General features: G+C 62.7%; 20 protein-coding genes and 1 tRNA gene. 11 read left to right on the top strand and 10 right to left on the bottom strand.

Annotated features, from left to right (window positions below):
- Positions 1–121: 121 nt before the first annotated feature.
- The 4 genes from EPJ54_RS19895 to EPJ54_RS14660 all read left to right on the top strand — a co-directional run bounded on the left by EPJ54_RS19895 (position 122) and on the right by EPJ54_RS14660 (position 2,104).
- Positions 122–349 (top strand): hypothetical protein, encoded by a 228-nt coding sequence (locus tag EPJ54_RS19895; RefSeq protein WP_167755751.1) that lies wholly within the window; start codon positions 122–124, stop codon positions 347–349.
- A 13-nt stretch (positions 350–362) separates the two neighbouring features.
- Positions 363–1,571: an RtcB family protein gene (locus EPJ54_RS14670; RefSeq protein ID WP_135212480.1), complete on the top strand. Its 1,209-nt coding sequence runs from the start codon at positions 363–365 to the stop codon at positions 1,569–1,571.
- A gap of 205 nt (positions 1,572–1,776) precedes the next feature.
- Positions 1,777–1,935, top strand: a complete 159-nt coding sequence (locus tag EPJ54_RS20445) for an SEC-C metal-binding domain-containing protein (protein WP_420823043.1) — start codon at positions 1,777–1,779, stop codon at positions 1,933–1,935.
- A gap of 84 nt (positions 1,936–2,019) precedes the next feature.
- Positions 2,020–2,104: transfer RNA gene (locus EPJ54_RS14660), tRNA-Tyr, on the top strand.
- Between the two features lie 12 nt (positions 2,105–2,116).
- On the opposite strand, the gene EPJ54_RS14655 is transcribed toward EPJ54_RS14660, so the two are convergent.
- The 5 genes from EPJ54_RS14655 to ileS all read right to left on the bottom strand — a co-directional run bounded on the left by EPJ54_RS14655 (position 2,117) and on the right by ileS (position 9,309).
- Entirely contained in the window at positions 2,117–3,445 is a 1,329-nt protein-coding gene (locus EPJ54_RS14655) for a M16 family metallopeptidase (protein WP_167755750.1), read from the bottom strand.
- A gap of 164 nt (positions 3,446–3,609) precedes the next feature.
- Positions 3,610–4,968 (bottom strand): M16 family metallopeptidase, encoded by a 1,359-nt coding sequence (locus tag EPJ54_RS14650; RefSeq protein WP_239590950.1) that lies wholly within the window; start codon positions 4,966–4,968, stop codon positions 3,610–3,612.
- 8 nt (positions 4,969–4,976) lie between these two features.
- On the bottom strand, positions 4,977–5,516 hold the full coding sequence (locus tag EPJ54_RS14645) for a DUF3035 domain-containing protein (RefSeq protein WP_135212478.1): 540 nt from the start codon (positions 5,514–5,516) through the stop codon (positions 4,977–4,979).
- Positions 5,517–5,645: 129 nt separating this feature from the next.
- Complete coding sequence (gene lspA, locus EPJ54_RS14640) at positions 5,646–6,212, bottom strand: signal peptidase II (protein WP_135212477.1); 567 nt, start codon at positions 6,210–6,212, stop codon at positions 5,646–5,648.
- A 115-nt stretch (positions 6,213–6,327) separates the two neighbouring features.
- Positions 6,328–9,309 (bottom strand): isoleucine--tRNA ligase, encoded by a 2,982-nt coding sequence (ileS, locus tag EPJ54_RS14635; protein ID WP_135212476.1) that lies wholly within the window; start codon positions 9,307–9,309, stop codon positions 6,328–6,330.
- Positions 9,310–9,535: 226 nt separating this feature from the next.
- Here ileS and EPJ54_RS14630 point away from each other — a divergent pair, with 226 nt between their 5' ends.
- Positions 9,536–10,054, top strand: coding sequence for a glutathione peroxidase (locus EPJ54_RS14630; protein ID WP_135212475.1), 519 nt, complete (start codon positions 9,536–9,538; stop codon positions 10,052–10,054).
- A 9-nt stretch (positions 10,055–10,063) separates the two neighbouring features.
- Here the strand turns inward: EPJ54_RS14630 and EPJ54_RS14625 are convergent, their stop codons facing one another.
- A complete protein-coding gene (locus EPJ54_RS14625; RefSeq protein WP_135212474.1) occupies positions 10,064–11,665 on the bottom strand; it encodes a DHA2 family efflux MFS transporter permease subunit in 1,602 nt (533 codons plus the stop codon).
- Positions 11,662–12,633: an HlyD family secretion protein gene (locus tag EPJ54_RS14620; protein ID WP_135212473.1), complete on the bottom strand. Its 972-nt coding sequence runs from the start codon at positions 12,631–12,633 to the stop codon at positions 11,662–11,664. Before EPJ54_RS14620 ends, EPJ54_RS14625 begins: the two co-directional genes overlap by 4 nt.
- A gap of 118 nt (positions 12,634–12,751) precedes the next feature.
- Between EPJ54_RS14620 and EPJ54_RS14615 the strand changes: the two genes are divergently transcribed.
- Together EPJ54_RS14615 and EPJ54_RS14610 are read left to right on the top strand one after the other, a co-directional pair.
- Entirely contained in the window at positions 12,752–13,384 is a 633-nt protein-coding gene (locus EPJ54_RS14615; RefSeq protein ID WP_135212472.1) for a TetR/AcrR family transcriptional regulator, read from the top strand.
- 110 nt (positions 13,385–13,494) lie between these two features.
- Positions 13,495–14,760, top strand: coding sequence for a hypothetical protein (locus tag EPJ54_RS14610; RefSeq protein ID WP_135212471.1), 1,266 nt, complete (start codon positions 13,495–13,497; stop codon positions 14,758–14,760).
- 57 nt (positions 14,761–14,817) lie between these two features.
- Here the strand turns inward: EPJ54_RS14610 and EPJ54_RS14605 are convergent, their stop codons facing one another.
- Positions 14,818–15,513, bottom strand: a complete 696-nt coding sequence (locus EPJ54_RS14605; RefSeq protein WP_135212470.1) for a hypothetical protein — start codon at positions 15,511–15,513, stop codon at positions 14,818–14,820.
- Positions 15,514–15,586: 73 nt separating this feature from the next.
- The gene (locus EPJ54_RS19890; protein ID WP_167755749.1) at positions 15,587–15,754 is read right to left on the bottom strand and encodes a hypothetical protein; all 168 of its coding nucleotides are present in this window, start codon (positions 15,752–15,754) and stop codon (positions 15,587–15,589) included.
- A 184-nt stretch (positions 15,755–15,938) separates the two neighbouring features.
- Between EPJ54_RS19890 and groES the strand changes: the two genes are divergently transcribed.
- From groES to EPJ54_RS14585, 4 genes are all read left to right on the top strand, one after another.
- The gene (gene groES, locus EPJ54_RS14600; protein ID WP_239590949.1) at positions 15,939–16,256 is read left to right on the top strand and encodes a co-chaperone GroES; all 318 of its coding nucleotides are present in this window, start codon (positions 15,939–15,941) and stop codon (positions 16,254–16,256) included.
- Between the two features lie 120 nt (positions 16,257–16,376).
- Positions 16,377–18,020, top strand: coding sequence for a chaperonin GroEL (gene groL / locus EPJ54_RS14595; RefSeq protein WP_135212468.1), 1,644 nt, complete (start codon positions 16,377–16,379; stop codon positions 18,018–18,020).
- Between the two features lie 288 nt (positions 18,021–18,308).
- Positions 18,309–18,557 (top strand): hypothetical protein, encoded by a 249-nt coding sequence (locus EPJ54_RS14590; protein ID WP_135212467.1) that lies wholly within the window; start codon positions 18,309–18,311, stop codon positions 18,555–18,557.
- A 108-nt stretch (positions 18,558–18,665) separates the two neighbouring features.
- Complete coding sequence (locus tag EPJ54_RS14585; RefSeq protein ID WP_135212705.1) at positions 18,666–19,316, top strand: L,D-transpeptidase; 651 nt, start codon at positions 18,666–18,668, stop codon at positions 19,314–19,316.
- Between the two features lie 166 nt (positions 19,317–19,482).
- On the opposite strand, the gene EPJ54_RS14580 is transcribed toward EPJ54_RS14585, so the two are convergent.
- Complete coding sequence (locus EPJ54_RS14580) at positions 19,483–21,987, bottom strand: TonB-dependent receptor (RefSeq protein ID WP_135212466.1); 2,505 nt, start codon at positions 21,985–21,987, stop codon at positions 19,483–19,485.
- Positions 21,988–22,212: the final 225 nt, after the last annotated feature.

Genomic DNA, 22,212 nt, shown 5'->3' with positions numbered 1-22,212 from the left:
TCGGCGAACTGACGTCTTCGGACATCGGAGCGATGCAAGAACCCCTCCAAGGCGCGGCCTGGAGGGGTTCTTCGTATGTGCTCCAGGCCGCTCTCGACACTCGGAAACGAGGAGAAGACGCGTGCTTTATTTCCAATGCAGATTCCGGCGCGGATCTGAACGCACTGTCGCGTGGATAGAGGCGCGCGGTGCGAAGGTCGGCGCACAGGTCGAACTCACAACGCTGGACGACAACGGCCCTTGGGTCGTTGAGGATGTCTCAAGTGCGCCTCTCAAAGAGGACGCGCTGAAAGACCTTCAACGCCTCAATCGGAAATCGCTCTCCAGCATCATGAAAAACATCGTTTGAAAGGAGACCGGTCATGGCCGGTTACGAAGAAATCCTCGGCGCGAATGCGCCGATCAAGGCCTGGATCAGCGGCGTGCCGGTGGAGCACGAAGCGCAAAACCAATTGCGCAACGTAGCTTCGCTGCCGTTCATCCACAGCCACATCGCCGTGATGCCGGACGTTCACTTCGGCATTGGCGCCACCGTTGGTTCGGTGATCCCGACCAAGGGCGCGATCATCCCTGCCGCTGTCGGCGTCGACATCGGCTGCGGGATGATGGCGGTGCGTACGTCGTTGACCGCAAACGATCTGCCGGATTCATTCGCGCGTATCCGCGGCGCGATCGAACGCAACGTGCCGCACGGCAACGGCCCGAACGGCAATCACCGCGAGTCGCCCGCCTCGGTCGACACTGCCTACCGCGATAGCGGTTTGCAGGAGCGCTACGAGGCGATCATCGACAAGCACCCGAAAGCGTCGGCGAAAGCGCAAACCGCGCAACTCGCCACGCTCGGCGGCGGAAACCACTTCATCGAAGTCTGCCTCGACGAAGAGGACCGCGTCTGGGTGATGCTGCACTCCGGCTCACGTGGCTCAGGCAATCGCATCGGGCAATATTTCATCGAGCGTGCGCGCGATGAATTGCTCCGCCGCGAGCTGGGCTACCACGTGCCGGATAAGGACTTGGCCTTCTTCATGGAAGGCGAACCCCTGTTCGCCGACTACGTCGAAGCCGTGGGCTGGGCGCAAGATTACGCGCGCCTGAACCGCGAGGTGATGATGGAGCGCACCCTGCGTGCGCTGCGTGACAACCTGCCCAAGTTCAAGCTCGAGAAGCACGCCGTGAACTGCCACCACAATTACGTGGCGCGTGAACGGCACTTCGGCGCCGACGTGTACGTGACCCGCAAGGGCGCTGTGCGCGCAGGTGAAGGCGAACTCGGCATCATACCCGGCTCGATGGGCGCGAAGTCGTTCATCGTGCGCGGCAAGGGCAACGCGGATTCGTTTTGCACCTGCTCGCACGGTGCAGGCCGCGCGATGAGCCGCACCGAAGCCAAGCGTCGTTTCACGCTCGCCGACCACCGTGCGGCGACCGAAGGCGTGGAATGCCGTAAGGACGCGGGCGTGATCGACGAAACGCCGATGGCCTACAAGGACATCGACGCCGTGATGGCCGCGCAGTCCGATTTGATCGACGTGGTGCACACGCTACGTCAGGTGGTTTGTGTGAAGGGCTGAGTGCGAAGTGTGAGAGCAATCTCACACTTCATCACGCATCCCGACGAGCAAGCAATTTCGACCTACAATAGGAGGCTACAATGACCCGCCATCGTGATCCGCTTGAACAGCCTTGCTTTTGAGCCGTCTTCAAAGCGGCGCAAAGGCTATCCGTCGGAAACGCGCGTAAAGCGCGGCGACCGAGCGGTGCGCGGGCGATGTCGAACTGATCGAGAAACTCGGGCGCAACGATCTCTGCCCGTGCGGCTCTCGGAGGTTGTTTCAAGCGCTGCTGCATAAAGAGCGGTCGCTTCGACGGAGCCGAGCGGAAACACTATTTCCGCGAGGATTGAGGAAATCGTCATCCCGGACACGCGGAGCGTGATCCGGGACCCAGGGGCGACAAGCCATTTGGTTGCCCCTGGGTTCCGGGTTCTTCGCTGCGCGAAGGCCGGAATGACGAATAATTGGACAGATGGGTGAGCGGCAAAACCGCGGCGCTGTAAACGCCGTCCCTTCGGGGTGCGTTGGTTCGGGTCCAACTCTGTCCACCATTTCCGCGCGCGTTACTCGCTCGGCTCAAGCCCTTCGGGCTGACCAACAACGACAAACGTGAACGCATCCGGATTGAACAGACGCCGGATGACACGATTGACATCTTCCAGCGTCACCGCGCGGATGCGATCGTTGCGCTGATTGATGTAATCGATGCTTCGGCCTGCCGTCTGATACGAGTGCACGACGCTCGCGATTTTAGAATTGCTGTCGAGCTCAAGCGCAAATGAGCCCGTGAGATAGGTGATCGCGTCATTCACTTCCGCTTGCGTGGCGCCTTCGCTGTAAAGCCGCGCCATCTCCGCGCGCGTCACGTCGATCGCTTCGCGCACATTGCCGTTCGCTGTCTGCGCTGAACCACGCACCATCGCCGAATGATCGCGCACCGATGGGCTGGTGCCGATGCCATAGACAAGTCCGCGCTGCTCGCGCACCTGATCCATCAGCCGCGACGAAAACCCGCCGCCGCCTAAAATATAATTCGCGACCGCCAGCGGAATCCAATCCGGATCTTCGTCCTGAATGCCCGGCCCTGCGAACAGCACCAAGCTTTGCGGCTGCGGCAGTTCACGCACTATGAGCGGCGTCGGCGCGGCCAAGCTCACATCCGCCGGCTCCGGCGGCGCAGACCCTTGCGGGAGCGCGCCAAACACATGATCGATCGCAGCGCCGGCGCCAGCATCATCAATGTCGCCGACAATCGTGATCTGCAGCGTTGTGCGATTGAACAAAGCCGCGCGGCGTTCGCGCAAGGTCGCCGCATTCATCGCGGCTACGCTCTCGCGCGACGTGCGCCGTGCATAAGGATGGTTCGGATAAAGCGCCTGATCGAGCGCCAGATTGGCAAGGTAGCTCGGATTGGTGTCGCGCGTACGAATACCGACGAGCATCTGCCGCTTGATCCGCTCCAGGGGCGCAGCATCAAAGCGGGGCTCATGCAACGCCAAGCGCGCCATCTCGAACGCCGCGTCACGATTTTCGCTGAGCGTCACCACGCTCATGCCGATCCCGTCCCAGCCGGCGCTAAAGCCGACCGACATGTTCAGATCTTCCAAGCGTTCCTTGAACGCGTTCGCGTCCAAGGCGCCGGCGCCTTCGGTGAGCATGTCCGTCATCACGCCGGTGACGCCAGTCAAATTCTCCGCCTCGATCGCCGAGCCGCCGCGCCAATAAGCGCGCAGCACGATCATCGGCACCGTGGAGTCAGAGACGATCCACGCACTGATGCCGCCGGGAGACGTAATCTGGCGCACCGGCACGCCGTGTCGCGACGCAGAACTCTCTGCGCGTGCCTGTGCGAATGCCGGTTGGAGCGGCGCGCTCGCAAACAACGCCAACATCACGAGCGCAGCCGCTCTAACTGCAGCCCCGTTTACGGGGGAGCTGGCAGCGCGCGAAGCGCGATGACTGAGGGGGCGCGCGCGCACCTCCGCCAGACCTACCCCCACCGTCTCGCTTCGCTCGCCACCTCCACCGCATGCGGGGGAGGATTTGAAAAAGCGCTTCATTGGCCAGCCTCCGGCGGCAGCAGCCAGCCCGTCACGGACGCATCCAACACCAGCGTCTCGCGCGCGATCGTCAGCGCCTCATCCCGGGTCACCGCCTCGATGTCGCGCGGCCAGTTCACGACATCATCGATGCTTTCGCCTTGCGCCAATGAAGAGCCGTAAATGTTGGCCAAGCTCTCTTGGCTGTCGCGCGAATAAACCGCCGCCGCCGCCAGCGAGGATTTCGAGCGCGCCAATTCCGCTTCGGTCGGTCCGTCGCGCAAATACGCGGCGATCACCGCATCGATCGCGGCTTCGACTTGCTCGAGGCTGACGCCCTCCACCGGGGTCGCGTACACCGACACCGAACCGCCGCCCAAGCCCGCCGTGTTCGCGCTCGCGCCCGCGCTCACCGCGATGCGTTGCTCTTCGACCAAAGCGCGATAGAGCCGGCTCGTTTCCGAACCACCGAGAATATCGATCGCCACATCCAGCGCATGCGCTTGGCGACCTTCATCCGTGGCGTAGCTGATCGCGCGATACATGCGTGAGATCGAAGGTTGGCGCACTTTCTCGTCGCGATGCGTCACACGCATCGGCCCGACGTTCGGCGGATCCTGCACCCAGGTCCGCGCCGGCAAATTTCGCGTCGGCCGTAAGCGCCCATAATAACGCTGCGCCAGTGGACGCAACTCGGCTGCATCGATGTCGCCCGCGACCACCAGGATCGCGTTATTCGGCGCGTACCAAGTCTGGTAAAACGCGAGTGCACTTTCGCGATCCAGCGCTTCGATCTCGTGCGCCCAGCCAATGATCGGCGTGCCGTAGGGATGATGCGGATAGAGCATCGCGCGCATGCGCTCGCCCATCACCGCGCCTGGATTGTTATCGATGCGCTGGCGGCGCTCTTCCCCAATCACGTCACGCTCGGACACGAACGTCTCATCCGAGAAGCGCAGATTGCGCATCCGGTCGGCTTCCATGCCCATGACGAGCTCAAGCCGGTCGCGTGCGATACGCTCGTAATAAGCGGTGTAATCCCACGAGGTGAACGCGTTCAGCTGGCCGCCATTGCGCGCCACCATGCGCGAGAATTCGCCAGGCCCAATCTCGCGCGTGCCCTTGAACATCAGATGCTCGAAGAAATGCGCGATGCCCGAACGGCCGCGATCTTCGTCAGCGGCGCCGACACGATACCAAATCATATGCGTCACGACCGGCGCGCGCCGGTCGGTGATCACAACGACTTGGAGGCCATTGCTGAGCGTGAAGGTCTCAGGCCGCGGAAGTTCTTGTGCAAACGACGGCGCGGCGAACGCCACGAACGCCATTAGCACAAAAGCGAGAATGCGCGTCGCGCCCTGCCCCAAGCTCACGCTTCGGCTCAGGTGCCAGGCAGCTTGAAGCCGCCGCGATCGCGTTCGATCACGATCTGGCCGCCGCCCGTGACGCGGCGCGTGGCTTCTTCATCCTGCAGACGCGCAGCTTCTTCTTCGGCGTTCAGCGGCGCCGCAACCGGCGCGCTCGAACCACCAAACGAAATCAGACGATCCACAAAGCCTTCGTTGCGGCGCACAACGCCTTGGCTTTCAAAATCGATCGTGTCGCGGATCGTGGCGTCCGCGGTCGTGGCGCCCGCGCCGGCGACAAGCTGACGCTCGCCTTGGCTGGCCGCTGCGCCGGTGGTTTCCCCGAACAGCGCCGCGCGCGCTTCTTCCGACGGCTGCAATTCGCTCGGGCGCGGATCGCCCGGCCGCGGCGGACGCAGATTGTAATCCGGCGGCAGGGTCAGCGGCGCTTGCGTCACAACGCGGAATTCATCCGGCGAACTCCGCGTGGCGCCGACTGCGCGTGACAGGCTTGCGCACCCGCTCGCCGTCGCCGCCGCGACCATCAAAGCAACCACTGCGATCGGTTTCGTCATAGGACGTCCGCCTCCCTCAAATCATTCGTCGCCGGTTCTAGCCCGGCCCTGCCCGGCAAGCCAAGCCGGACAGCAGTGAAGAGGGATCGCGCCCGAATAAGACGGTTATGGGGCGAATTCCCTCGGAAATCAGTTGCCTGCGCCGCCGTTCGCGCCGCCCTTGCCGAACCGGGCTTTGAGCTGGCTCCAGGTCGAGCCTTTGCCGGGCTCGGACTCGCTCAAAAAGATCATGTCGATGGCCAGAAGCAGCGCGCCCACGGTGATCGCGGCGTCGGCCACATTGAACACCCACGGGAACCAAAGCCCATTGAAATCAAGGAAGTCCGCCACGGCGCCAAAGCGGATGCGGTCAATCACATTGCCCAGCGCCCCGCCGATCACCAGCCCCAACGCAATGGCCGTCAACTTCCGCTCGGCCGTCCGCAACCACCAGAAAAACACCCCCGAGATCGCGAACGACAGCGCGACCAGGCCCCAGCGCGCCAGATCCTGATCGGCCCGCAACAGGCCAAAGCTCACGCCCCGGTTCCAGACCATCTGCAGGTCGAAAAACGGCGTCAGCTCGATGAAGCGGCAGCCATAGCCGGCTTCAAGGCAGCCCGGCGGGCTGAACCGCCCCGGTCCCAGAACGAGCCATTTGCTGAACTGGTCCGCGACGAAAACGATCGCCGAAAGAATAAGCCCGAAACGCAACATGGCCCGGCTTATGGCCGGCGCGTGCGCCGGCGGCAAGGCGATAACCCGGAGCGCGGGTCTTCAGACCCGCGACCAAGCCAAGGCCAATAGCGCGCGTCTGAAGACGCGCGCTCCATTACCCCCGCGCCGCGTCCCAGGCCGCGACAGCTTCGGCATCGCGCGGCGTGATGTCGGGGTAGCGCGGGTCGGCGGTCGTCGGATCGAAATACTTCCACGAGCGCGCGCATTTCACGCCGCTCGCTTTCTCGACCACGACCGCAACGCCGGCCACCTCCGGCAAGCGGAACGCATCCGCCGGCCCTTCGCCCGCTTCGATCACGACGCCGCTGGTGATGCAGAGTTCGGCGAAATCCACCGCCTGCAACGACGCGCGCAATTCATCATCGACCACGAACACGCGCGGCGCGGCTTCCAATGCTGCGCCGATGCTCTTCTCGCGCCGCGCCACTTCGAGCGCGCCGGTGACGACGGCGCGCGCTTCACGCAGCCGCGCGATTTCCTCGCCCGCGAAATCATCCTCCCAAGAATCCGGCGTCTCCGGGAATGTGCGCAGGTGAACCGAAACGGAGTCCGGGAAGCGCGTCAGCCACGCTTCTTCCGCCGTGAACGGCAGGATCGGCGCAAGCCACGCCGTCAGGCGCGAGAACGTCTCTTCCAACGCCGTGCGGCAGGCGCGCCGGCGGAGGCTGGTCGGCGCGTCGCAATAGAGCGCGTCCTTGCGCACATCGACATAGAAGGCCGAGAGGTCGACGTTGCAGAATTCCACGATCGCTGAGAGTGCGACGCGGAATTGATACGTGTCGTACGCCTGGCGCACCACGCGATCCAATTGCCACAAACGATGCAGCAGCCAGCGCTCCATCAACGGCAGATCGTGATCGAGCGGCATGCGCTCGCTCTCCTCAAAGCCCTTCAGCGAGCCCAAGCAATAGCGCAGCGTGTTGCGCAGCTTGCGATACATCTCGCCGGATTGATCGATCATGATCTTGCCGAGGCGCAGATCGTCGCCGTACTCCGCTGACGCGATCAGCAGACGCAGGATTTCGATGCCGTTCTGCGCGGCGATGGTTTGCGGTTCGATCGTGTTGCCGATGGATTTGGACATCTTCATGCCCTTCTCGTCCATCGTGAAGCCGTGCGTGATCACCTCGTCGTACGGCGCACGCCCGCGCGTGGCGCAGCTTTCGAGTAGCGACGAATGAAACCAGCCGCGATGCTGGTCCGAGCCTTCAAGATAGATCGTCGACACCGGGTTCACGAAGGACGCCCGCGTCGGCGCATCGGGATTTCCGACGACGAACGCGTGTGTCGAGCCCGAGTCAAACCAGACATCCAAGATGTCCTCGACCTTTTCGAAATCGTCGGCCTTGTACTTCGCGCCCAGGAAATCCTGCGCGGGCGTCGCCCACCACACATCGGCGCCGCCTTCTTTCATAGCGGCGATGATGCGCGCGTCGACGTCATCGTCCTGCAGGATCGAACCATCGCTCTTCTTCACGAAGATCGGCAGCGGCACGCCCCAGGCGCGTTGGCGTGAGATCAACCAATCGGGGCGATCCTGGATCATACCCTTGATGCGGTTGTAATCCTTGGTTTCGCCCGTGCGCTTCTGTCCCCAATCGACGCGTTCGATTTCATCGAGTGCGATCTGGCGCAGCGTCTTGCCATCGCGGAATTCGCGATCAAGCGCAATGAACCATTGCGGCGTGTTGCGGAAGATCAGCGGCGCCTTCGAGCGCCACGAGTGCGGATACGAATGCTTCAACTGCCCGCGCGCCAGCAAAGCGCCCACCGCGATCAGCGCATCCATCACGGCTTTGTTCGCAGGCCCATCCTTGCCGAGATTCTTCCCCTCAAGCTGAATGATCTCTAGCCCCTCAAAGCCCGGCGCTTCCTTCGTGAGTCGGCCTTCCTCGTCGACCGTGAACGGGATGCCTTCCTGGCCGAAATGCTTCGTCCAGATCACAAAGTCGTCCGCGCCGTGGCTCGGCGCCGTATGCACAAAGCCCGTACCCGCCTCGTCCGTGACGTGATCGCCATCGAGCAAGGGCACATCGAACTCGTAGCCCTTGTCTCGTAACGGGTGCCAGCAGGTCGTATTTGCGAGCAACTGCGTCGGCGCATCCGACAAGCGCGTCCATTTCGCCGCCTTAGCAGTCTTCAGTGTGTCATCGGCAAGCTTATCGGCGAGCACGAGCTTTTCGCCCACAGATACCCAAGGATCGAACGCCAGCCCCGTTTCGACTTCATCAATGCGATAAACGCCGTACGAAACCTTCGAACTGAACGAGATCGCTCTGTTACCCGGGATCGTCCAAGGAGTCGTTGTCCAGATGACGATCTTTGAATCGCCAAGCACAGCGAGTTCTGGCAGCGGTTCACCACTGCCCCATTGCAGAGATGAGATGGCGGCGATCGGAAACTTCACCCAAATCGTCGGGCTCGTCTTTTCCTGATATTCCACTTCCGCTTCCGCGAGCGAGGTCCGCTCCACCGGGCTCCACATCACGGGCTTGCTCCCGCGATAGACCAACCCCGTACGCACCACGCGCAGAAATTCCGCCGCGATCGCCGCTTCCGCCGGGAAGCTCATCGTCGTGTAGTAATTATCCCAATCGGCTTCGATGCCGAGGCGGCGAAACTCATCGCGCTGCAACGGGATCCATTTGTCGGCGTAGTCGCGGCACGCCTTGCGGAATTCCACCGCCGGCACGTCGGACTTCTTGCGCCCCGCCTTGCGGAAATCCTCTTCGACCTTCCATTCGATCGGCAGGCCGTGGCAATCCCAGCCGGGCACGTAATCGCTATCGAAGCCGCTCATCTGCCGCGAGCGCACGACAAGGTCTTTCAGGATTTTGTTTTCCGCGTGCCCGATATGGATCGCACCGTTTGCATAGGGCGGGCCGTCGTGCAGGATGTATTTCGGTCGCCCCGCCGCATCCTTGCGCAGCAAATGATAGAGCCCGATCTCGGCCCAATGCTTCACCCGCTCCGGCTCCCTCTTCGGCAGCCCCGCGCGCAGCGGAAAGGGATCGCCCGGCAGGTCGGGCAGAAAAACGGTTTCGCGGTAATCGCGACCAGCAGGCGCATCGGCCATTGGTCATATCTCCAGGTAAGCGAATGGGGTGTAGCGATCCCGGACCCGCGGAGCGAGAGCTCAACGCGAGCCGGGCCTCAAATTCGAGGCGCGTTAATCAAGGAACGCAACTTCACGGTCACGTGTTGGGCTGTAGCATCCCTGAAACGGACGCGCCACATGCATTGCTACCGGACGCCATCAGGTCTAAACCGCCCGCCTTTCCGGCCAGAACGCCATTCAAACCATGACCACCGCCCATAACATCTCCTTCGCGAAGCTCGGTGAGCCCGGCGAGATCAAGCTCAGCGATTACGCCGGCAAGGCGGTGCTCATTGTTAACGTGGCGAGCGCGTGCGGCTTCACCTCGCAATACCGCGAGCTGGAAGCGCTCTACGAAGCCAAGGTCGGCAAGGGCCTCGTTGTCATCGGCGTGCCGTGCAACGATTTCGGCGGCCAGGAGCCTGGCCCGGAAAAGGAAATCCGCGAATTCTGCGACAGCAAATATCACGTCACCTTCCCGATGACGGCCAAGGTCGACATCAATTCCGCCGCCAAGCGTCACCCGTTTTACAAATGGGTGGTCGAAGAACTGGGCGAGAGCGCGCTGCCACGTTGGAATTTCCATAAATACCTGATTGACAAGAACGGCGACCTCGTCGGCGCCTTCCCTTCGAAGGCCGCCCCGCTTGGTCCCGACATGCTGGACGCGATCAAGAGCGCACTCTGCACGCCAGAGCCGCAAGCGCAGCAGCAAGCGTCGTAACGCCGGCGCTTAGTGCGCCATCTCCATTTCGGCTTTGCGGTCGGCCATCATCTGCATGCGCGCCGGGCTTGGCTTCATCAGCAACATCGCGAACGCCGACACGCCGATCACGACGCCCAACGTCAGAAACTGATCGTTGAAGGTCATCACCAGCGCCTCGCGATCGAGGATCTGCGCGTAATACATCAACGCCTGCCGCTCCGGATCGGACGCGCCCGTTTGCGCCAGGTGCGCCTGAATGCCTTGCAAGAGGCCCTGCACGTGCGGGTTCGTGGGATCGACGGCGCTATACAATTCCTGCCGGTGCAGCGCGAACGCATGCGCCTGGATCGTCGCCAGCCCCGCGATGCCAAACGCGCCACCCAAATTGCGCATCGTGTTGAAGAGGCCGGCGCCCGCGTGAATGAGATGGGGCGGCAGTGATTGCAGCGCCGGCTGCATCACCGACGTGAACGTCATGATCAGCCCCACGCCGCGGAGCGCCTGCGGCCACACCAATTCCCAAAAGCCCGCATCATGCGTCATGTGCGCCTGCAGAAGGCAGGACGCCGCCACCAGCAAAAAGCCCAGCATACCGAAATAGCGCGGGTCCTGCAGCGTGCGCCCGAACCGCCCGACGATCGGCCCCGCCAAGAACATCACAGCGCCCTGCACGAACATCGTGTGCCCGATCTGCAGCGCGTTGTAGCCGCGCACCGAGCCCAAAAAGAGCGGCGTCAAAAACACGGAGCTGAACAAGCCGACGCCCAGCACGAAGCCCAACCCCGCACCAATCGCAAAGGTCGGTGTGCCAAACGGCTTCAAATCGACGATCGGCGTCTCCACCGTAAGCACGCGCCAGAAGAACAGCATCCCGCCCGCGAGCGACACCAGCGCCCACATCGTCACTTCCATCGACGCGAACCATTCGTTCGCCGGGCCCTCTTCCAACGTGTATTCGGCCGCGCCCAAGAACATCGCGAGGCCAATCAAGCCCACGACATCAATCCGCTTCAGCAGATTGAATTGCGGCTTATCCAGCGATTGCATCGTGTTCCAGATGATCACCGTGATCAGCAGGCCAGGCACGAGGTTCACCCAGAAGAGCGCGCGCCAGCCCAACGTCTCGGCCACGTAGCCGCCAATCGTCGGCCCCAGCGACGGCGCGAGTGTCACCACCATGCCCATCATCGCGCCCGTCATCGCCTGCAAACGCTGCGGGAACGCGAGATAGAGCGTCGCCATCACCGTCGGGATCATCGCAGCGCCGGAGAAGCCCTGCAGCGCGCGGAAGAAAATCAGCGAACCGATGTCCCACGAAAATGCGCAGAGCAGGCTCGCGATCGAAAAGCTGAGCGACGAAATGCAAAACAGCAGCCGCGTGCCCAGCGCGCGCCCAAGGAAACCCGACAACGGAATGCCGATCACTTCCGCGATCAGGTACGAGGTCTGCACCCAAGAGATTTCATCGCGGCTGGCGCTAACGCCCGCTTGGATCGAACCAATGGCGCTCGCAACAATCTGAATATCGAGAATGGCCATGAACTGGCCAACGACCATGGCGATGAAGCCGATCCAGATATGAACCGGCGGCGTATCGTCAGGCCGCGCCGCGAGAGCGGCGTCGCTCATTCGCGTGTGTCCACCGTGACGCTGGCCGAGAGGCCGGGCCGCAAGAGCTCAAGCCCTTCTTGCCCCGGCTCCAAATGAATGCGCACCGGCACGCGTTGCACGATCTTGGTGAAATTGCCCGTCGCCGTGTCGGTTGGGATCACCGAGAATTCCGTGCCAGAGGCGGGCGCGAGCGATTCAATCGTCCCGTAGAGCCGCAGATCATGTTCGATGTCCGGGCGAACAATGACCGGCTGACCGCCGTGAAAATTCGCGATCTGGGTCTCTTTGAAATTCGCGACCACATACACCGATTGCAGTGGCACCACTGACATGAGCGGCGAGCCAGGCCGCACCAATTGGCCAACCTGTACTTGGCGATCGCCAACAACGCCATCGATTGGCGCGCGCACAATGGTGCGTTCCAGATCAAGCTCGGCCGCGCGCAAATCCGCGCGCGCCGCTTCGACAGCCGCATTCGCTGCTTCAACGCCAGCGCCCGCTTGGCGTGATTGGATTTCCAGCTGCTGCATGCGCGCCGGCGACAAGAGCCCACGCTCAGCCAAAGGCCGGTAGCGCGCCACGTCTGCCGCCGCCAAAGCTCGCGCCGCCTGTTCGGACGAACGCGCGCCCTCCGCTTGCGCCAAAGCCGCACGCGCTGCGGCTACGCGCGCCTCATAATCTGTCGGATCGATTTCAACGAGCACGTCGCCCGCACGCACATTGCTGTTTTCAGCGATTGGCACCGCGCGCACATAGCCTTCGATCTTCGCCGACATCAGCGAAATGTCGGCGCGCACGTATGCATTGTCGGTTGAAACTAGGTGACGGCCCACGAGCAGCCAATGCCCGGCCCAATAGGCCAGGAGCAAAAACACAATGCCCGCGCCAATCAGCGCGAACGTGCGACGACTGAATTTGCGTGTCACGCCGCGCACTGTGGCGGGTGCAGCTTCTGCGTCCAGTTGGGACGCTACGTCATCTGGCATTTCGGGACATGTCCTGCGAATTACTCGCAATTCCAAAGATGTAGCCAATGCTACGTTGGAACAAGATGGGCTTGCGCGCTAGTCCAAGCGTTCTATCGTCGCACGCGGGAGGAGCGATTTGGCAGCATTGCCGCCTAACGAAGCGAAATCCGCGCGGCCGATTGATCGCGGCGTGGCGCGGCGGCACGCGTTTTTGGATGCCGCGCGCGAGGTTTTTCTCGAACAAGGCTACGAGGCCGCCAGCGTCAACGACGTGGTGCGTGTGGCCGGCGGTTCGCTCGCGACGCTCTATGCGCAATTCGGCAACAAAGAAGGCCTTTTCCTCGCGGTTGCTCAGGAGCAGCACGAACGCTTCGTACGCGCGATCACGCCCGATTGCGTGGACAACCTGCCGCTTGAGCAAGGCTTGCAGGTGATCGGCGAGAAATTTCTGAAGACCATTCTCGAGCGCGATCATCTTTCATTTTATCGCATCACGGTTGGCGAAGCGCGCAAGTTTCCGCAGCTCATGCAGCGCAACGTCTCGGCCAACGCCGACAAAGTGCGCGACGTCGTCGCCAATCACATCCGCACCACAGCGTCCGAATGCGAGGACGCCAACACCTACGCTTCGTACTTCTTGTCGTTGCTGCTCAGCCGCCACCATTATCGCGCGCTGGCCGACACCACCTACGTCGTCACCGAAGAAGAGCGCCGCGACCACGTGAATTCGGCGGTGCGTTTCCTCGTGCGGGCGATCCGCGGGGCCTGAACGCGAGCGCACGACGCCGCTCAGGTTTGATTCAGACGCCGTTCAGACGCCAACGCGCAGGCTCAAATTTGCGAGGGTGTGCCGGAGACGGCGCACATGGGAGCCTCATTATGAAAAAAGCCCTCATCGCGGCCGTCGCCGCCTTGAGCGCGACAGCCTGGGCGGCCGCACCCGCCTATGCACAGCGCAACGACGACCGAGGCGGTCGTCACGAACGAAACAACGACAATGGCGGCCACGGTCAACGTGGCGGCGATCGAGGCGACCGTAATGATCGCGGCGGCCGTGGCGGCGATGACAATCGCGGTCGCGGCGAATGGCGCGGAAATCAAAACCAAGCGCCGCCGCAACAGCAATCCGCCCCGCCGCCGCGCGCGCCCGACAACCCCGCCCTGCTCGGCGGCAACAATGGCGGCGGCGATCGTCGCGGCCAATGGAACGGCCAACGCGGCGATGGCCAGCGTGGCGATGGCGGCCAACGCGGCGAAGCGCGCCGTGAATGGCAAGGCAATCGCGGCGACGGCGCACGCCCGCCACAACAACAGCCAAACTCAGATTGGGCTAATCGTCAGCGCGAAAGCCAACGCGACGCACAACGCGGCGATGGTCGGCGCGGCGAATGGAATGGCGGCGATCGCGGCGGACGCAATCCTCCAGCCGTGGCCGACAACACTAATCGCGGTCGCGGTGAAAGTCGCGCCAGTCAGTGGAACGGCGAACGTCGCGGCGATCGCAATCCGCCCGTCGCCGACAATCGCGGCCCACGCGATCGCGGTGACCAAGGCCAATGGGACGGTCGGCGCGATGGCAATCGCGGCGATTGGGACGGTCGCCGTGACGGGCGCGGTGATGGCCGCGACTGGAATCGTGATGGCCGCGATGGCCGTGGCGACTGGAATAACAACGATCGCAATCGCGATTGGGGCCGCGATGATCGCGGTCGCGACCGCGACAACGCACGCGATCACAATCGCCGCCGCGATTTCGCGTCAAACGATTGGGGCCGCGATCGCCGCGACGACAATCGCTATCGCCAGTATCGCCACACGCACCGCGACTTCGATCGCCCGCGTTACAACGATTGGCGCGGCATCCGCCACGGCCATTATTTCGACCGCGGCTACACCATCATCGTCCACAATTACTTTGGCTGGAACTATCAATGGTGGGGCTATGACGGTTGGCGCCGTCCGTATCGCCCGTGGCGCGTCGGCTATTATCTGCCGGATCACATCTGGTGGGAGCCGGTGCCGTACGACCTCTATTATCGTCTGCCGCCGGCCCCTTATGGCTGCCGCTATGTGATGGTCGATCGCGACATCCTTCTCGTCGCCATCGCCTCAGGCATCGTCCTCGACGCGCTGATGTACTACTGACGCGCGAAAGAGGGACAAACGGAGAGCCGCCCCGCGCAAGCGAGGCGGCTCTTTCGTTTATTGGCCGAACGTCGCTTCGACGACATGATCTTCCAGACGCACGACCTTGTAGGTGAACGTATAGCCGCCAAGGCGAACGTTAAACGCCCGCTCGTCGCCCGCACGCCGCAAGCGCCCCAAATGCATCGGCCGCAAGCTCACATCCGCCGCACCGACCAAATCGTCCAAGCACGCGCGCTGCACTTCGCCTGGCGCTGCGCCAAGGCACGCGCCCCAATCCACAAGACTGCGCGCGCCGCCGTCGCCATCGGACTCATAGAGTTCAACCCGGAACGCAAACGGCGCACGCATCCCACCCGCGCGGCACCGCCACGCAATCACCTTGCCTTCGTTGTCAGTCTGGGTAGCGCCGAGCGGCGCAAGGCACGCCTGCGCCTGCGAGAAATAGCGCGTATGCCCGGTGTCGACGTTGCCGAAGGTTTGCGTGCGCACAGCGGAGTTCGTCGAAGCATCGCGAAAGATCGCATAGACCTCGTCCGAGCCCGCCCAATCCGGCCCTGTCTCATCGTTCGCGTAGATGCTGACGGGCATCACCATGTAGCGGCGCTCGACCACGCGCGGTCGCGCTTGCTGCACCTCCGCCGCCGGCGGCGCGCGCGCAACATCGCCGGGACGAAATCCTTGCGCCGACGCCGGCGCCGCCAACAGAGCCGCTGAAAGTACGGCAAAAGCGCTGTGAGTAAACATACGCATCACGCATCTCCTGTCCGCCCCAGTGCAACACTGGCGGCGACAGGGCCATGCGCGCTGTGACCGTGGGCCCGCTTCAGTGCAGCCAGGCCTCGCCCCACATGATGCCGACGGCCGTCACGGGCGGCGGCGCGCCGGGGGATTTCGGCGGGTCGGCGATCGGGGGCTCTGGGACCTCGACCGGCGGCTGGGCTGGAGGTTCAGGCTGGTCGGGTTGCGGATCGTGGCTCGGCGGGAGGCTCATGGGGTAGCCAACGCCCAATCTCGTCCTTAGGCGCCAAAAAAATCGTGCTGAACGATTGGGGTGGGGTGTTGACCCTCCGTCTCGGCCCCCCTACCTACGCGCCGTTAGCAACCGACGGCGGCGAGTGCTAACGCGCCGCCCGGGGGCTCAAATAGGCTCTATGCAACCTAAGGGAGATCAGGACGTGGCCAGCTTTCGTCCCCTGCACGATCGCGTGCTCGTGAAGCGCGTGAAGGAAGAAGAAAAGACCCGCGGCGGGATCATCATCCCCGAGACGGCTCAAGAGAAGCCGCAAGAAGGTGAAGTCGTCGCCGTCGGCCCCGGTACGCGCGATGAAGACGGCGAGTACATCAAGCTCGACGTGAAAGTCGGCGATCGCATCCTGTTCGGCAAGTGGTCGGGCACGGAAGTGAAAGTGGACGGCGAAGAGCTCCTCATCATGAAGGAGTCCGACATCCTGGGCGTCATCGAAACGAAGAAGGCGAAGAAGGAAGCGGCCTAAGGGCGCTTCGCGGCGAAGCGCGAATAGTGAGTAGCGAATAGCGCGCCCGCGCTCGATCGCCTTCTATTCGCTACTCGCCATTCGCTATTCGCTTTTCAAAATTCAGAGGAAGCAATCCAAATGGCAGCAAAGATCGTCAATTTCGGCGCCGATGCGCGTGAGCGTATGCTCGCGGGCGTCGACATTCTCGCCAACGCCGTAAAAGTCACGCTCGGCCCGAAAGGCCGCAACGTCGTGATCGAAAAATCCTTCGGCGCCCCGCGCACGACCAAGGACGGCGTCTCGGTCGCGAAGGAAATCGAACTCGAAGATAAGTTCATGAACATGGGCGCGCAGCTCATTCGTGAAGTCGCTTCGAAGACCAACGACGAAGCCGGCGACGGCACCACCACCGCCACCGTTCTCGCTCAAGCGATCGTTCGCGAAGGCATGAAGGCGGTCGCCTCGGGCCGTAACCCGATGGACCTGCGCCGCGGCATCGACAAAGCTGTCGTCGCCATCGTCGAAGACCTGAAGAAGCGCGCCAAGAAGGTCGGCGGTTCGGAAGAGATCGCCCAAGTCGGCACCATCTCGGCCAACGGCGACACCGACATCGGCAAGTTCCTCGCCGACGCGATGGCCAAGGTCGGCAACGAAGGCGTCATCACGGTTGAAGAAGCGAAGTCGCTCGAGACCGAGCTCGAAGTGGTCGAAGGCATGCAATTCGACCGCGGCTATCTCTCGCCGTACTTCATCACCAACGCCGACAAGATGGAAGTCGTGCTTGAGGATCCGATGATCCTCCTGTTCGAAAAGAAGCTCTCGTCGCTCCAGCCGATGCTCCCGGTTCTGGAAGCCGTGGTGCAATCGCAACGTCCGCTGCTGATCATCGCGGAAGACGTCGAAGGCGAAGCTCTCGCCACGCTCGTCGTCAACAAGCTGCGCGGCGGCCTGAAGGTTGCCGCCGTGAAGGCGCCGGGCTTCGGCGATCGCCGCAAGGCCATGCTGGAAGACCTCGCCATCCTCACAGGCGGCCAAGTCATCTCCGAAGACCTTGGTATTAAACTTGAGAACGTCACGCTCGACATGCTCGGCAAGGCCAAGAAGGTCGTTGTGAAGAAGGACGACACCACGGTTGTCGATGGCACGGGCGCGAAGGCCGACATCGAAGCTCGCGTCGCCCAAATCCGCAAGCAGATCGACGACACCACGTCGGACTACGATCGTGAGAAGCTGCAAGAACGTCTGGCGAAGCTCGCCGGCGGCGTTGCGGTGATCAAGGTCGGCGGCGCCACGGAAGTCGAAGTGAAGGAACGCAAGGACCGCGTTGATGACGCGCTCAATGCGACCCGCGCTGCGGTTGAAGAAGGCATCGTCCCGGGCGGCGGCACCGCACTCCTGCGCGCTGCCTTCAAGCTCAACATCAAGGGCGACAACGAAGACCAAAACGTCGGCATCGCCATCATCAAGAAGGCGCTGGAAGCCCCGATCCGTCAGATCGTGGAAAACGCCGGCGTCGAAGGCTCGATCGTGGTCGGCAAGCTGCGTGAATCGAAGGACGACAATTTCGGCTTCAACGCGCAAACCGAAGAATACGTCGACATGGTGAAGTCCGGCATCATCGATCCGGTGAAGGTCGTGCGCACGGCGCTGCAAGACGCAGCCTCGGTCGCGGGTCTGATCATCACGACGGAAGCCTCGATCGCCGAAGCCCCGAAGAAGGAATCCGCCGGCGGCGGCATGCCTGGCGGCGGCATGGGCGGCATGGGCGGCATGGATTTCTAATCCAGCCACCGGCTACGAAAACGGAAACGGCGGAGCGCAAGCTCCGCCGTTTTTTTGTCGTTTGTTTTGTTGGATCACGCGCCCTTCGCTGCATTCGCGCGAGAGGCGAAACTTCAGCAAAACCAAGCACCCAAGCATCAAGCGCGAGCGGAACGCTCAACGCTGCTTTCTTTGCCTCAGAAAAAACGCGGTCAACGCCGAGTAGCTCGCGGAACCAATAGCGGTTAAGATTGTTACCGCCGTTGGGGTGGGCGCAGAACTGCGTTCCGCAGAATGAGGGATATTAGAATGCGTATTACAAAGTACCTTACCGGCGCGGCAATGGTTGCGGCCTTGAGCCTCGGCGCTTGCGCGACGCGTGACGATATCGCCCAAATCAATACGCGCCTCGATTCCATCGACGCGCAGGTGCAGAGCGCAGCGCAAAACGCGCAGGCCGCGAACCAAAACTCGCAACGCGCCAACCAGCGCCTCGATGCGATCGAAGGCCGTGTCACGGCGCTCGAAACGCAACCGGCCCGTCGGCCGCGCGGCTAATTTCGCGCACATTTCATGACGACGGTTCGGACAAGGACTTCTTCTATCGTTCTAAGGAACCGCCGCATGAACATGTGGGTGCAAACAACCAGAGCCGTACTTGGCTCGCTGGCGCTGGCATTCTCGACCTTGGGCATCGCCCAGGCCGAGGATGCCGGCGCGCAGCCCCTTTCCGCGGCAGATCAGTTGCCGCCCGATCAAGAAGTCTCCGCAACAGCGATCGAACTTGCGGGCTGGGTTCTCGCCTCGCGCGACGCCCACGGCTATCCGTTCGCGATCATCGACAAAGAGACAGCCCAAATCTTGGTGTTCGGCGCCGATGGACGCCTGCGCGGCGCAGCGCCTGGCTTGTTTGGCTCCGCGCGTGGCGATCACATCGCGCCGGGCGTCGCAGGCCTTGCGCTCTCCGCAATTCCAGGCCGCGACCGCACGACGCCGGCCGGGCGTTTTGTCGGCGGCTATGGCCCGTCGGTCGACGCCGGGCCCGTGCTCTGGGTCGATTACGACTCTGCCGTTTCCATCCATCCGATCGCGATGGTGCCGCGCGAGCGACGCGCCGAGCGTCTCGCCTCGCCGACGCCGAACGACAACCGCATCACCCACGGCTGCATCAACGTCTCGCCCGAATTCTACGAGCGCATCATCCAGCCCACCTTCGCGCGCGGCGGCGTGTTCTACATCTTGCCCGATCGCGACTCGCTCGAAGAAACCTTCCCCGACTTCGCCCAAAGCCGCACCGCCCGCCGCGCGTCGCGTTGAGCGCACGCGCCCGCGCCAGCCCGCTCGACGCAAAAAGGGCGAAGCGCAAGCGCCGCCCTTCCTGTTTGCGCACCGCCCGCTCCCCCAACGCCCAAAACAAAAGGAGCGGCCCTGGGGGACCGCTCCTTCCTAGGTTTGCGTCTTAGGGAGGATAGACGCGTTTGGCTTAGAACTGCGTGTGCAGCGACATCATGAACGTGCGCGGCGCACCGATATTGTAGCGCACAGTGCCCGAGCCTGGACCGGTCGTCGCCACCTGCGTGCTGATCGAGCCGAAATAGAACTCGTCGGTCACGTTGATGATGTTGAACTGCAGCCAGCTATTGTCGTTCACGTTGTATCGCGCGTCGATGTCGAACGTCGTGTACGAGTCAGCGACTTGGTCGTTGACGTCGGTCGCCCAACGTTCGCCGACATAGCGACCTTGCAGACCGAGCAGCACGTTGCCGATTTCGTACTCGAAGCGGGCCGTGGCCGTCCAATCCGGCGTTTCCACCAGCGTCTTGCCGCCCGTCAACGCGAAGATCGGCGCGTTGTCGTCGCTATTGCCCGCGATGTTGTCCGGACCATCGGCATCGACGCCCGTTTGCAGGTTATCCTGCACTTCGCTTTCGGTGTAAGCGGTCGAGAACAGCGCCGAGAGCGCGTCCGTGACCTGATAGCCGAGCGAGAGTTCAGCACCCTGCATTTCAACGTCACCGACGTTGCGCGAGATGTTGATGCCTTGATCTTGGTCGAACACGCGCACGATGCGGTTCTGGAACTGCGAGTGCCAGGCGCCAACCGATGCGTAGAGGTTCTCACCGCTATAACGATAGCCGATGTCGAACGATTGCGTCGTTTCCGGCTCGACCACGTCGAGCTGCGCGGCGGAGAGACCGTTGTAGAGGTCGTCCGTGCGCGGCGCCGAGAGGCCTTCCGCGTAGCTAAAATAGACTTGCTGCGTGTCGCTCGGACGGAACGTCAGACCAACGCTCGGCAGCACGTCTTCGTATTCAACTTCCGCTTCGAACGGCGCCACGCCCGACGGCACGAACGTGCCGCTCGGGCAGGTCGGATCGCTCGAGCTGCCGGCCGTGACGTAGCAGCGTTGATCCAGTTCACGCGTGAAGAACGGCGCGCGGACGCCGAGGTCAACGGTCACCGTGTCGTCCAGGAAGTCGCCGATGTAGCGGATGCTTGGCTGCGAGAGGCTCGCCACCGACAAGCGGTTGCGCTTCTGGAACACGTCGCCAGCGAGAGTCAGGATCGGATCGGCGCCGATCTCGTCCTTGCCGCCCCAAACGTCGAGCGGATCGCCGCTCGAGTCGAGCAAGCCGTACTCGCCGGTCTGGCGGTGACGGCCCGTGTCATAGGTGTAGCCGAAGATCACGCGGTTGCTGTCATTCAGGTCCCAAATCAGCGACGCCGTCACGGCGTAGCGCAGCGTGTTGGTGTTAGACGGCGAATAGAGACGAACGCTGTCGAGCGTATCGCAATCGCCGTTCAAGTCGACGCCCGCGGTGGTGCCAACGAACACGGCGCACGCATCGTTGACGCTGTCGCTGTTGGCGATGCCGACGACGCCCGCGCGGAGGCGGTTGTCGGTTTCGTTGATCACGGTCGTGCCGCCGCCATTGGCCATCGTGTATTGCACGGTCGGGTCAACCGTCAGTGTCAGGTTTTCGCCGAGCGAGAACCGCGATTGCGCGCGGATGTTGGCCGTATCCGACGGGTTGATGCGCAGGCCGTAATAGTTCGTGCAGCTGGCCGGGTCGTTGTTGTTCGATGAGCTGCCGAAATTGTCGTTGGTTCGGCCCGCGACGTCGCCATTGTCGCCCGCGATGGTGTCGCGCACGCAGGTGTCGATGTTCGAGAAGTTCGGGTTAGCCGCCCACTCCGCCGCGCTGCCCTGGCGATAGAACGCATTGCGGTTGCGGTTGTAGTGACCGGAAATGCTGATGAAATCATCGCCGCCGAGCGGCTGATAGAGACGGCCGTTGAGCTGGATTTTTTCCAGATCGCCCGGGCCGACGAATTGATCATAGGTCGTGTACGAGCCGGCGATGAACGCCGTCGCGTCCGTCGGGCCAAACGCGCCGGTGTCGAGCATCGCGAAGCCACGGAAGAAATTGTCCGAACCGATCGACGGCTGCACCGTCAGGCCGAACTCATCGCTCGGCACGCGCGTGGTGTAATTGATCGTGCCGCCCGTGGCCGATGCGGTCGGGCTGTCGACGTCGGTTGTGCCCATGTTCACGCTGGCGCGCGAGATCAGTTCCGGATCAAGCTGCTGGTTCGAATAGATCGCGTAATTGCCGGTGTCGTTCAGCGGCACGCCATCGACCGTCAGCGAGATGCGATTGCCGTCGAAACCGCGCATGCGGATGTTGCCGCCCGAGCTGCCGTACGCGTCGTTGTTGGTGAAGTTGACGCCTGGCACCAAGTTTACAGTGTTGAGGATCGACTGACCCGCCGTTTGCGTCGTGATGTACTCTTCCGTGATCGTCGTACGAGCCTTCGGCGCTTGCTCGATCAGCAGGCCGTCCGCGTCACGGCGAGAACCGGTGACGACGATCATCTCTTCTTCGGCCACCTGCGAAGCAGTCGATTGCGCGTGGGCGGCGCCCGTTGACGCCGCGATCGATAGCGCGGTCAGAGCCGCGCCAGACAAAAACTTTTTGGAGAACATTTGAACACCCCCGGGCAATCTTAGGGCGTTCAGCCGCCCTGTTGCGTGCGGGGAGCTAAAGAGGGTTTTCAACAAATCGGCTACGGGTTGATGAAACTTTTGTTGCGTCGCAGCTTGTTCGCCACACTTTTGACCACACGCTGCCGCAGCGCGCGCCGCGCCCCTTGTGAGCAAGTTGTGGATTGCGCGACCCAGAATGGGCGCGCCTTGGTCGCACCTATTTTG

Source organism: Vitreimonas flagellata (assembly GCF_004634425.1).
Classification (GTDB): domain Bacteria; phylum Pseudomonadota; class Alphaproteobacteria; order Caulobacterales; family Aquidulcibacteraceae; genus Vitreimonas; species Vitreimonas flagellata.
The sequence above is the reverse complement of the archived record's forward strand: the minus strand, read 5'-3'. Positions and strand labels throughout refer to the sequence as shown.

Excerpts from the sequence above, each read along its gene's own strand:
- EPJ54_RS14670 (WP_135212480.1), top strand. The coding sequence starts at position 363 with ATGGCCGGTTACGAAGAAATCCTCGGCGCGAATGCGCCGATCAAGGCC.
- EPJ54_RS14655 (WP_167755750.1), bottom strand. The coding sequence starts at position 3,445 with ATGTTGGCGTTGTTTGCGAGCGCGCCGCTCCAACCGGCATTCGCACAG.
- EPJ54_RS14645 (WP_135212478.1), bottom strand. The coding sequence starts at position 5,516 with ATGACGAAACCGATCGCAGTGGTTGCTTTGATGGTCGCGGCGGCGACG.
- lspA (WP_135212477.1), bottom strand. The coding sequence starts at position 6,212 with ATGTTGCGTTTCGGGCTTATTCTTTCGGCGATCGTTTTCGTCGCGGAC.
- ileS (WP_135212476.1), bottom strand. The coding sequence starts at position 9,309 with ATGGCCGATGCGCCTGCTGGTCGCGATTACCGCGAAACCGTTTTTCTG.
- EPJ54_RS14630 (WP_135212475.1), top strand. The coding sequence starts at position 9,536 with ATGACCACCGCCCATAACATCTCCTTCGCGAAGCTCGGTGAGCCCGGC.
- EPJ54_RS14625 (WP_135212474.1), bottom strand. The coding sequence starts at position 11,665 with ATGAGCGACGCCGCTCTCGCGGCGCGGCCTGACGATACGCCGCCGGTT.
- EPJ54_RS14620 (WP_135212473.1), bottom strand. The coding sequence starts at position 12,633 with ATGCCAGATGACGTAGCGTCCCAACTGGACGCAGAAGCTGCACCCGCC.
- EPJ54_RS14610 (WP_135212471.1), top strand. The coding sequence starts at position 13,495 with ATGAAAAAAGCCCTCATCGCGGCCGTCGCCGCCTTGAGCGCGACAGCC.
- EPJ54_RS14605 (WP_135212470.1), bottom strand. The coding sequence starts at position 15,513 with ATGCGTATGTTTACTCACAGCGCTTTTGCCGTACTTTCAGCGGCTCTG.
- EPJ54_RS19890 (WP_167755749.1), bottom strand. The coding sequence starts at position 15,754 with ATGAGCCTCCCGCCGAGCCACGATCCGCAACCCGACCAGCCTGAACCT.
- groL (WP_135212468.1), top strand. The coding sequence starts at position 16,377 with ATGGCAGCAAAGATCGTCAATTTCGGCGCCGATGCGCGTGAGCGTATG.
- EPJ54_RS14590 (WP_135212467.1), top strand. The coding sequence starts at position 18,309 with ATGCGTATTACAAAGTACCTTACCGGCGCGGCAATGGTTGCGGCCTTG.
- EPJ54_RS14580 (WP_135212466.1), bottom strand. The coding sequence starts at position 21,987 with ATGTTCTCCAAAAAGTTTTTGTCTGGCGCGGCTCTGACCGCGCTATCG.